This is a genomic window from Phreatobacter oligotrophus, from assembly GCF_003046185.1.
In the GTDB taxonomy this organism is placed as follows: Bacteria; Pseudomonadota; Alphaproteobacteria; order Rhizobiales; family Phreatobacteraceae; genus Phreatobacter; species Phreatobacter oligotrophus.
The window spans coordinates 200,613-211,339 of the sequence record NZ_PZZL01000009.1 but is presented as its reverse complement, the minus strand read 5'-3'; the positions used below and the strand labels follow the sequence as shown (position 1 = coordinate 211,339).

The 10,727-nt window shown below is 62.6% G+C and carries 8 protein-coding genes; all 8 read left to right on the top strand.

The features are described 5' to 3' along the window. Window positions 1-270: 270 nt before the first annotated feature. Window positions 271-1,278 (top strand): hypothetical protein, encoded by a 1,008-nt coding sequence (locus C8P69_RS19000; protein WP_146167381.1) that lies wholly within the window; start codon window positions 271-273, stop codon window positions 1,276-1,278. A 33-nt stretch (window positions 1,279-1,311) separates the two neighbouring features. After that, window positions 1,312-3,339, top strand: coding sequence for a gluzincin family metallopeptidase (locus tag C8P69_RS18995; protein ID WP_245902131.1), 2,028 nt, complete (start codon window positions 1,312-1,314; stop codon window positions 3,337-3,339). A 1-nt stretch (window position 3,340) separates the two neighbouring features. Next, window positions 3,341-4,987: a ComEC/Rec2 family competence protein gene (locus C8P69_RS18990; protein WP_108179008.1), complete on the top strand. Its 1,647-nt coding sequence runs from the start codon at window positions 3,341-3,343 to the stop codon at window positions 4,985-4,987. Between the two features lie 208 nt (window positions 4,988-5,195). Continuing rightward, on the top strand, window positions 5,196-5,726 hold the full coding sequence (locus tag C8P69_RS18985) for a hypothetical protein (protein ID WP_108179007.1): 531 nt from the start codon (window positions 5,196-5,198) through the stop codon (window positions 5,724-5,726). A 12-nt stretch (window positions 5,727-5,738) separates the two neighbouring features. Continuing rightward, the gene (locus tag C8P69_RS18980; RefSeq protein ID WP_108179006.1) at window positions 5,739-6,545 is read left to right on the top strand and encodes a peptidoglycan-binding domain 1 protein; all 807 of its coding nucleotides are present in this window, start codon (window positions 5,739-5,741) and stop codon (window positions 6,543-6,545) included. Window positions 6,546-6,573: 28 nt separating this feature from the next. Then, window positions 6,574-7,719 carry a patatin-like phospholipase family protein gene (locus tag C8P69_RS18975; RefSeq protein ID WP_108179005.1) on the top strand — a complete coding sequence of 382 codons (1,146 nt, stop codon included), beginning with the start codon at window positions 6,574-6,576 and terminating at the stop codon, window positions 7,717-7,719. Between the two features lie 947 nt (window positions 7,720-8,666). Beyond that, window positions 8,667-9,686, top strand: coding sequence for an ABC transporter substrate-binding protein (locus C8P69_RS18970; RefSeq protein ID WP_108179004.1), 1,020 nt, complete (start codon window positions 8,667-8,669; stop codon window positions 9,684-9,686). A gap of 18 nt (window positions 9,687-9,704) precedes the next feature. Beyond that, the gene (locus C8P69_RS18965; RefSeq protein WP_108179003.1) at window positions 9,705-10,727 is read left to right on the top strand and encodes an ABC transporter substrate-binding protein; all 1,023 of its coding nucleotides are present in this window, start codon (window positions 9,705-9,707) and stop codon (window positions 10,725-10,727) included.

The window sequence follows — 10,727 nt, the reverse complement described above, 5'->3', positions numbered from 1 at the left end:
CCGAAGCCGAGGAACGCTATTACGCCTCGTTGGCAGAGACAGCGATGGCCGCATAACTTAAGACAACCGGCCTCCGGCAAAACCGGGGCGGTTCAGTACATCCCTAAAATGCGGAGGCTGCGCCGAGAGCCGCGTTGCTCTCATTCGATCCGCCTGCGTTTTTCTCCTTCCGAACAGTAGAAGTCGATAAGCCCCTAAGACTGATTTCTCTTGCCAAGTATTTCGAAAAATAGTCAGCTCCGACAAATATTGGGTGGGCGCGGTGCGATAATGAGTACGGAAGGCGATCTAGGCGAGAACGATCCGCCACCAGCGCGACCGCTCGAGCGGTATCAGAAATTGCTGGGCGCAATTTTGGCGTTGGCGATGCTTGCGTTGCTCGCAATGGTCATCACCATTTGGCCAGGCCCTCCTCGCGCGCCGGCAATCGGGCCGCAGCTGCTTGATGACTATACCAAGGCGCGTGCGGACGTCGCCCGGGTCGAAAAAGCTCACCTAGCCCTGTTGCAGCCACCCGCCGGCGATCAGCGCGCTCCCGACGTGGTCGCGGCAGAGGTCAGCAAGCTCGTTGGAGAGCGCGCGGCTGCGCAGCAGAAGCTCACAGTAGCGGAAGCCGCCATCGCCGCCTTGGCGACCGCCGGTCCTGCGCAGTCGTGCAGTTCTATTTTTTGCCTTGGTCCTGAACCGACACTGCTGCTGCTGGCCGCCCTCGCTGGCGCTCTCGGCGGTGCGGCGCACGCAGCCAACTCGTTGGCCGCGCATTCCGGCAGCGGTCGCATGACCCCAAGTTGGACACTTTGGTACTATTTGCGCATTCCCGCTGGCGCAGCGCTTGGTCTCATCGCCTATTGCGTGGTCAGGGCTGGCTTCGTAATCGGCTCGGTGAGCGCCCTCGGCAGCGGCGCCGAAACTATAAATCCATTCGGCGTGGCCGCGGTCAGCGCGCTCGCCGGCATTTCCGCGAAAGCCATCCTCGAGAAATTCGGGGCGCTGGCCGATGGTGTATTCGGCCCGCGCGCCCCGCAGCAGCAGACGGCGGAATTGCCGAAGGCGACCATTGATAGGGCCGGCAAGAAGTTGCTGCTGGAGTTCAAGCAAGATCCCGTAGGTGTCAAAGTCACGATCGGCAGCCGTATCGTGGCACCAGCCGTCTCAGGCCGCCGCGCAACAGTCGACCTTCAGGCAGACGAGCTCAACCAATCGAAGCTGTCAATTAAGCTTTCTGGGGCGGGGCTGCCTGCTGATACGACGATGCCCGTCGACGTGCCCACAGGTTGATAGGATCGACATCAAACGAGACCGGAGGATCAGATGAGTACAGGAAGAGCCATCGTCTCACCTCCCCTCCACCGAAAGCTACGCATATTCTCGTATGATCCGAGCGTTGCAGCCGAGCACGATAGCCTCGACATCGGCTCTGTCACCCTCAATGTCCGGTGGGAGGCGTTGGAGCCCGGCCCCGTCGGCGAATACATCGAGGTGGTCGATGTCGATCCCGCGAGCGGCGTCATCTATCTGCCCGTCGATCTCAACGATCCCCGGCTTCTGGCACAGGACGGGCATGCGCCCTCCGAAGCCAATCCGCAATCGCACCAGCAGATGACCTATGCGGTCGCCATGGCGACCATCGCGCATTTTGAGCGCGCCCTCGGTCGAGCGGTGCTCTGGTCGGATTACCGACCCGACAGCCAGAGTAGGCATTTCGTGCGGCGCCTCCGCATATATCCACATGCTTTGCGGGAGCGGAATGCCTATTACAGCCCCGCCAAGAAAGCCTTGCTCTTCGGATACTTTCCCGTCGATCGGAAGGATCGTCACAATACGCCGGGCACCATCGTCCATACCGCTTTGTCGCATGACATTATCGCGCATGAGGTGACGCACGCCCTGCTGGACGGTATCCACCCTCGCTTTAATGAACCCTTCAACGTCGACGTCCTTGCCTTCCACGAGGCCTTCGCCGACATCGTCGCGCTGTTCCAGCACTTCTCCTATCCTGGCGTCCTCAGGGAGCAGATGGCGCGCACCCGCGGCAACCTCGAAACTGAGAACGCCCTCGGCCAGTTGGCGCAGCAGTTCGGACGCGCCGCAGGCCGTGGCGGTTCGCTCCGCGATGCTCTTGGCGAATTCGACCCGGAGACCAATGCTTGGCGACTCAGGTCGCCCGATCCGACCGCACTAGAACGGACGGACGAGCCGCACGATCGCGGCTCGATTCTAGTGGCGGCTGTTTTCGGTGCCTTCATCACGGTCTACAAAAAACGCACTCGGGACCTCTACCGCATCGCTTCGGACGGCACCGGCATTCTGAAGGCCGGCGACATCCATCCCGACCTCTCCGGCCGGCTCGCAGATGAGGCGACTCGCTGCGCGCAGCGCATGCTGCAGATGTGCATCCGGGCGCTCGACTACGCGCCGCCCGTCGGTATCACCTTCGGCGACTACCTCCGTGCGCTGGTCACCGCAGATCACGATCTTCTGCCCGAAGATCCGGCGGGTTACCGCGTCGCTGTCGTCGAGAGCTTTCGGCGCTGGGGAATTTATCCCGCCGGTATGCGCTCGATGTCGGTCGAGAGCCTGCTCTGGCCCTCGGCAGAGGATCTCGCGACAGCGGAGGCAACGCGCGAGGTCACGCTCTACGCAGAAAAGGCGCTCCGTTTGCGCGACACCGAAGCCAGCCTACAGCGCCAATACAGCAAGCAACGGCCAATGTCGCAGACCTCGGAGTCCATCCAGCGCAGCATGCTCTCCGAAACCGGCGAAGTGCTCGACCCTGCCGCCCTACAGTTGCCGGACCGACTGGCAATCTGGAGGGGCGCGCAAGAGCAGGCCAAGGCCTTCTGGCACTGGCTGAATGACGAGGACGAGACACTGTTGCGCGCGATCGGCATCGTCCTCACTCCGCGGCAGCGAAAGCTGAGCATCTTCGAGAGGCACGGTCGCTACCGGACCGAAATCCACTCGGTTCGGATCGCCAACCGCGAAGGTCAGAATGGTTGGCCAGCCTCGGAGATGGTCGTCGAGATAACGCAGCGCCGGCGTGGTTATCTGGACCCTGCGGAGCAAGCCGCCGTGGACGATGGTCGGAAATTCGTCGGCGAGAATGACAAGGGAGATTTCCGCTACCGAGCAGGCTGCACACTTCTCGTCGATCCCGAGACCATGCGGCTGCGCCGCGTCATCCGCACGGGGGGAACCATCGACGACGATGTCGCGCTCGGCAAAGTTCGCGCCTTCTTGAGCGGAGAGCGTCTGTCGCCGGGCAACGCCTTCGAGGCCGCGAGCGCGGCAATTTCTCGCGCCGAGCCCTTCGCGATGTTGCATAGGGGAGGACATTGACATGCCGGGCAAAAAAAAGCCGAAAGCGAACCCTGCGGCGACGCCTGTGACGCAAGGCCTGATCGGCGATCCGCCTCCCGGCGGCTGCGTCATTCGCATGTACCGCATTGGCCATGGCGACTGCTTCCTGCTGGCTTTTCCGCGCGACGGCGGCGGCAAGCCCGTCTTCGTGATGATCGACTGCGGGTACAAGCCTGGCTCGACGAGCATGATCGAGAGTCCGTCGCCAGCTACCGTCGAAGAGGTCATCGCCAATCTCAAAGCGACGACCGGCGGCTTCATCGATGTGGTGGTCATAACGCATGAGCATCAGGACCACCTCAACGGCATTACCGAGAAACGATTTGGCGATGTCCACATCGGCGAGTTGTGGCTGGCATGGACGGAGAATCCCAAGGATGAAGTCGCCAATGCGTTGCGCCGCTCGTTCAAGGACCGACTGGTAGGCCTTATTGGCGCGCATCGGAGCATGGTCGGCCTGCTGGAGCAGAAGCGCAGCCTCGGCCTCGCCGGCACGTCGGAGGCGGAAGCAGAAGCGGCACGCGCCGAACGGCTCGCTGACCTTCTCGCGTTCGAGCTGGGCGGCGACCCCAGCGATGATATGCGGCCTTCGCTCGCTGTGGGCGTCGGAGCAGCCTTCCCGGCCGACGGAATCGGCGCCAACAAGGCGGCCATGGCGCTGTGCAAGCGCAACGCTTCCGAGGTCCGGTTCCTGTCGCCACAGGATCCTTCGATCGCGCCGCCCGGCGCTGGCGCAGTGAGGGTCTTCCCGCTCGGCCCGCCCCGCGACGAGGCGAAGATCGAGGACCTCGATCCCGAAGGCGACGAGCAGTTCCACCTCGCACTCGACTCGGGTGCGGAAGGCTTCCTGAGCTTGTTCGGCGCATCGGAAGCCGAAGCTGGGTCGACCGCTTGCGACTATCCCGACAGCTGGACGTCGCCGTTTCATCCTCGCTACGCTGTGTCCCTGTCTCAGGCCGGCGATGATCCTGAAGTAAGCGATTTCTATCGACGTCGGTATGATGGAGCCCCATTGCCGCCCAACGGCGACGAGGTTCCTGACAGCGCGAACTTCCGCCGCATCGATGGCGATTGGCTGGGCGCAGCCGAGCAGATAGCGCTCGACATGAACAGCTACACCAACAATGCGAGCCTCGTGCTCGCCTTCGAGCTTTCGCCAGGTGGCAAAGTCCTGCTCTTCGCCGCCGACGCCCAGCGCGGCAACTGGATGTCATGGGCCGAACAATCGTTCTCGGACGGGAACCGAACGGTGACCACCCGCGACCTCTTGGGCCGCACTGTGGTGTACAAAGTCGGGCATCACGGCAGCCACAATGCGACGTTGAACGGAACCGCCGCTGCGACTCACCCTTGTCTCGGCTGGATGGGACAGGGGCCGGCAGCCAAGGAGTTCGTGGCGATGATCACGGCAGTCTGGCCTTGGGCCAAGACGCAAAAGGGGTGGATCCATCCCCTGCCGGCCATCAAGGCGGCGCTGGCCGAGAAGGCATCAGGCCGCGTGTTCCAAACGGACACGGACTTCGAGACAATGGCAGCCAAGGCAGGCGCCAATCCCGAGTGGTCCGCTTTTGCAGCGCGTTCAGAGGGCAATCGTCTGTGGTTCGACCTGAAAATCAATCCGAGCTGACCGCTTCTAGCCAAGAAGTCAGGGCAGATAGAACTACACCAACTGAACCGATCTCAACGAACGCGTCAGAGAGTTGGTTTGAGGGCGCCTTTGATAACCAGCACAAAGTAACAAAATATCGCCTATCGAAGCCCTCGTTTCTTCTATACATCAGATAAAATATAAGCTATAGACATAGAGACCAACTATTGAATTTGGAGGATTACAAATGCCGGCGACATGGGAACTTCATATCCAGCGAACAGGTGAGCAAATCGGCAATAATAAGCGCCGTACAGTCGGACGCTATCAGGTGCTGTTGGATGGCTCCCCGGTGCAGGACTTGTCCGGTGCGACAGCCGAGACGCGCGGCCCTGGCGCAAACGCGCCAGCTGGCAACAACCGCTGCATCGAGGCTGGCTCGTATAATCTTCACGTCCAGAGTGGGGAGAAATACGCCACCATCGGCTACACCGCGAACACCAATCCCACCGCACTGAGACGCCCCGGCCTACTGCTGATGCCGACAGGCCAGCGCGTCGGCATTCTGATCCATCCAGCGCGTGGGTTCCTGTGGTCGGTCGGCTGCATCAATCCAACCGCAGCGCTTCCTAACGCCGCGAGTGCGATCGACTTTCTGGATTCCCGCCGCCGCGTAATCGCGCTCATCGACAGCCTGCGCGCTTTCTGCGGAGCGAGCTTCCCGACCCAAGCCGGCGCGCGCATTCCCGGCGCCAAGGTTATCATTAGCGAGACTTAATGGAGCTCCACCATGAATCTCCCGCAGGATTGGTTCGATGCCGCAGTCGCGATCACGCCTGGTTTCGAGGTGCAGGGCGACCCCTATCTTGGGGTCTCTGGCGATTTCGACGGCATGGGGATTTCGTGCGGCGCCCTACAATGGAATATCGGCAAGAAATCGCTTCAGCCGATGGTTCAAGCGGTCGGCGAAACAGTCGTGCGCAGCACAATGCCGACGTTTGGAGCAGACATGTGGTCAGCTTGCGGCGGCTCCATAGCCGAGGGGCTGGCGATTGTCCGGAGCTGGCAGAATGGAACCACGCTCAGACCGAAGCCGAAGGCGGAACTGCGGGCTCTGATGGGCTCTCCGGCAATGCGCCAGGAGCAGAACCGGAGGATTGGCAAGGTGGCGGATCGGGCGCTGAAGGCCGCCAACACATGGGCTGCTGACAGTTCAGGCGGAACAGCTACCAAGCGCTCCTTCTGCTGGTTCTTCGATCTGACCACGCAGAACGGCGGGCTGAATGGCCTCACGCCAGCGGTTCTGAAAGCTTTCATGCAGGACCACACCCCGGACCGCGTCGATGACTTCATTTGCGACTTCCTTGCCACACGACCCGGCAATAGTGGCCATGCCGCCGATGCCCGTAAGAATGCGACCCTCTGGCGTGGAACGACGCAAAACGAAAAACTTGAACTCTTGTGCATGAGTTTCTTGCGCTCCCAGAGCTCGCTGCCAAAATGGCGGCACGTGGTACTGAACCGGAAAGGCGCCATTGCAGTGGGCAAAGGATGGGTGAATAGCGGATTGAAGGACTTCTCTAGCTACGGTCTTTAATACAATAAGGCAGCGTCAGGGGGCAGACATGCCGGACATCAAGACTGTTCTCGATGAAGATCGGACCAAACCGTTGGAAGAGGCGCCGGGTCTGTGCCTATCGGGCGGCGGCTATCGCGCCATGGTGTTTCACGTTGGGGCGATCTACCGGCTGAACGAACTCGGGCTGCTCGGCAAGCTTGGTCGCATCTCCAGCGTGTCGGGTGGCTCAATGACCGCGGGCGCGCTAGCGGCGCATTGGCCTGATCTCGCCTGGAGCAACGGTCGCGCCACCAATCTTGATGAGCAACTGCTCAAACCGGTGCTCCGGCAGGCACGTGAGTCGATCGACGTCTCGTCGGCGCTGCAGCGTTTCAATCCGCTGTCGTCGCCAGCAAGAGCGGCAGCGAAAAGCTACAGCCGCAATCTCACGAAAGGCCTTGCGCTAAAGGACATCGTCGCGCCGCCAAACGGGCCACGCTTTGTATTCAACGCAACCAGTTTAATGACTGGCAAAGCAGTGCGCTTCAGGCAGGATTATATCGCAGACTATACAGTCGGCGTGTTTACTGGCGTCAACGTGAGCCTAGCGCAGGCTATCGCCGCTTCGGCAGCGTTCCCGCCAGTGCTGTCGCCGGCGTCACTTTCGCTAGCGGGGGCGGCGCTCGATCCTGCAACGAAAGGGCCCAGCGCGGCTGGAGCGATGCTTGAGACCTGGCTGCTTACCGATGGCGGCGTCTACGATAATCTTGGCTCAGAGACAGTATGGAAACGCTGCAGAACGATCTTCGTCAGCAATGCCGGCAAGCCCTTTGCAGTGGACGAGCAGCCCCCAACCGACCTGCTACAGCAGCCATTGCGTGTGCTGGATTTGATGGGCGCGCAGCAGGAGGATTTCCGCGAGCGAGTGCTAGCGCACGCCTTTGATATTGGTGCGCGCGTCGGCGCGATGTGGGGCCTGACCTCCAGCGGCATTAACCTGGCTGGGCCAACTTCTCTTTTAACACAAGACGAATTCCTGGCAGCGCAGGCAGTTGGTACGCGGCTGGAGGCAATGAGCGATGACACGCTGCGCCTGCTCCTGAAGGCAGGCTATGCCCGCGCGACCGCGCGGCTGCGCAGCAATTTCGGGCCAACCCAAGGTGGCGTGCCGGATGCAAATGAGAGTGGGGCGCCCAAGCCCACTCCAACCTGACGGAACGGTATCCGTCTGTCCGCCGTTAGCGCTGGCGGGACAGAATCTGGTCATTTGTGAAGAACAGACCTCTGGCTCGTTGCAGCTGACGGGAAACCAGACCCAGTGAGGTGATGACGCGCAGGCTTGGTGTTGCAAGCGGTAATTTGCGATGGTCATGCACTTGATCCCCTCCCTTTAGAAGTTAGATCAAGATGGTATGGCGGTCACCGATTTGGTTCCCTGAACCTAAATCGAATTGCGCGCGCTTTCCCTGTTCCGGCCCGAACATTTCCCTGTTATTGATCGTAGGGAAAGTGCACCTATCAAACTGTGAGATAATGCTATTTTCCGCATAAATTTGGCTATAACGGGCTAGTTTCTGCATTTTCCCTGTTCTTTTCCCTGTTAGCAGGGAAGTCACGCGCCAGAGCGGTTCGTGTTGGACTGCGTGGCGCACCAATTTTCTGCTTCTATGCAGATGAACGCTTGGCGTTAGCGCCCACTACCGCCTCCGTCCCGATCGTCTTGAAGCCTGCAACGGCCGGCAACACAAACTGTCCTGCAACGCATCTTCTCCCGCAGCCCCCGGAGCATCGCAAGGTCGATGGAGAGGCCTCTGGTCCCAGCCGATGGACCCCAGCACAGCCCGCGTTCGAAACCGCCGAGGTTCTCTCGCAACGCGCGTTACGCTGGTGTGTGGCAAGGCCCGTGGCGTGCCCGCACGATAATCCTGACGCGCAACGTCAAACTATTTCTTCGCCAGGCCTCACCCGGTTGACGCCGCCCCGACAGTCGCTGCCCTGCAGATGGTAGCGACCGTACGACAACATGCTCCGCTGCTCGGCGACTGCGGCGCAGACGTCGAGCCGGCAGCCAGGCGATGACATCGGCGAAGCGCGCCGCTAGGTTTGCCGGCTACGCCGCAGATCCTGAACCATAGCGGCGATGCAGCAGGGGAAGTGTCCATGGTCCGCTTGATCTCGCTCGCGGTGCTGGCTTGTCTCGCCTCGGTCCCGGCTCGGGCCCAGGGCGTGCTCAACCTCTACTGCTCCGTGCAGATCGAGTGGTGCCAGGCGGCTGCGACCAATTTCCAGCGCGAGACGGGCATCCGGGTGAACGTGACGCAGCGCGGCTCCGGCGAAACGCTGGCGGCAATCCGCGCCGAAGCGCAGAACCCGCGCGGCGACCTCTGGTTCGGCGGGACTGGGGATCCCCATCTCGCCGCTGCCGAGGAGAACCTCACCCAGGCCTATGAGAGCCCCCATGCCGGGCAGCTTCAGCCCTGGGCCCTCGCCCAGCACCGCCAGTCCGGCGGGCGAGCCATCGGCGTCTATGCCGGTGCCGTGGGCTTCGGCTTCAACAGCGAGCTTCTCCAGCGCCGTGGTCTGGCTCCGCCCCGCAGCTGGGCCGACCTGGTCGATCCACGCTATCGCGGCGAGATCCAGGTGGCGAACCCCAACTCCTCCGGCACCGCCTATGTGATCATCGCAACGCTCGTCCAGCTCATGGGCGAGGACCGCGCCTTCGCCTATCTGCGGGAGCTCCACCCCAACATCAACGCCTACGCGCGCTCCGGCACGGGACCGATCAAGGCAGTGGCGCGCGGCGAGACGGCCATCTCGCTGTCCTTCGTCCACGACGCGGTGACCGAGAAGAATGCCGGGTTTCCGGTGGGCTGGACCACTCCGACGGAGGGCACCGGCTTCGAGATCGGCTCGATGTCGATCCTGCGCGGCGCGCGCAACCTCGCCCAGGCGCGCCGCTTCTATGACTGGGCCCTGACGGTCGAGGCGCAGCGCCTCGGCTTCGACATCGGCAAGCAGTTGCAGACGCCCTCCAACAGGGCCGCCCCGCTGACGGAAGGCGCGCCCGACCTGACTGTCATCAGGCTCATCGACTATGATTTCGCGCGCTATGGTCGTTCGGCGGAGCGCCGCCGACTCATCGAGCGCTGGGACCGCGAGATCGGCGCCCTGCCGCGCTGACCATCGGAAGGGGGAACCATGTTCATCCGTGCAGCCCTGGCGGGATTGGCCGCCCTCGTCGCGCAGGTCCTGCCGGCCTCCGCCCAGGGGCAACTCACCATGCTCTGCGCCCCGCAGGCCGAATGGTGCGAGGCAATCGCCGCGGCGTTCCAGCGGGACACCGGCATCCGCGTGCTGATGACGCGCAAGTCGACCGGCGAGATCCTCGCCCAGTTGCGCGCGGAATCCGCCAATCCCCGCACCGACATCTGGTTCGGCGGCTCGGCCGAGACGCATTTCTCGGCAGCCGAGGAGAACCTTCTCCAGGCCTATACATCGCCGAACATGGCGGCGCTCCACCCCTGGGCGCGCAAGGTGCACGAGCAGTCGCGCGAGCGCTGCGTCGGCGTGTCGACCGGGGCCATCGGCTTCGCCTTCAACACCGAGATCGGCGCCCGCAAGAACCTGCCGGCGCCGAGGCGCTGGGCTGATCTCGTCGATCCGCGCTATCGCGGCGAAATCCAGATGCCGAACCCGAATTCGTCGGGCACGGCCTACACGATCATCGCCGGCCTGGTGCAGATCATGGGCGAGGATCCTGCCTTTACCTACCTCGCAAAGCTCCATGCCAACATCAATGCCTACACCCGTTCGGGAGCGGCGCCCCTCCAGGCGGTGGCGCGCGGCGAGACCTTCCTCGCCCCGACCTTCAACATGGAGACGCAGACGCAGGTCGCCGCCGGCTTCCCCGTCGCCATGACCTATCCGGAGGAGGGGACCAGCTACGAGGTGGCCTGCATGTCCATCATCCGCGGCTCGCGCAATGTCGCCAATGCCCGCCGCTTCTACGACTGGTACCTGACCCCGGCCGCCATGGACGTGATGCTGCGCGCCAACCAGTTCCACGTGCCTGCCCATCCGGGAGCGACCGCCGATCCGCGCATCCCCAACATGAGCGAGATCAAGCTCATCGACTACGACATTGCGACCTTCGGCACCTCGGCGGTCCGGCGGCGCCTGATCGAGCGCTGGGAGCGGGAGATCGGCGCGAGGCCGCGCTGA

Coding starts and splice junctions, on each gene's coding strand:
- C8P69_RS19000 (WP_146167381.1), top strand. CDS start 271: ATGAGTACGGAAGGCGATCTAGGCGAGAACGATCCGCCACCAGCGCGA.
- C8P69_RS18995 (WP_245902131.1), top strand. CDS start 1,312: ATGAGTACAGGAAGAGCCATCGTCTCACCTCCCCTCCACCGAAAGCTA.
- C8P69_RS18990 (WP_108179008.1), top strand. CDS start 3,341: ATGCCGGGCAAAAAAAAGCCGAAAGCGAACCCTGCGGCGACGCCTGTG.
- C8P69_RS18985 (WP_108179007.1), top strand. CDS start 5,196: ATGCCGGCGACATGGGAACTTCATATCCAGCGAACAGGTGAGCAAATC.
- C8P69_RS18980 (WP_108179006.1), top strand. CDS start 5,739: ATGAATCTCCCGCAGGATTGGTTCGATGCCGCAGTCGCGATCACGCCT.
- C8P69_RS18975 (WP_108179005.1), top strand. CDS start 6,574: ATGCCGGACATCAAGACTGTTCTCGATGAAGATCGGACCAAACCGTTG.
- C8P69_RS18970 (WP_108179004.1), top strand. CDS start 8,667: ATGGTCCGCTTGATCTCGCTCGCGGTGCTGGCTTGTCTCGCCTCGGTC.
- C8P69_RS18965 (WP_108179003.1), top strand. CDS start 9,705: ATGTTCATCCGTGCAGCCCTGGCGGGATTGGCCGCCCTCGTCGCGCAG.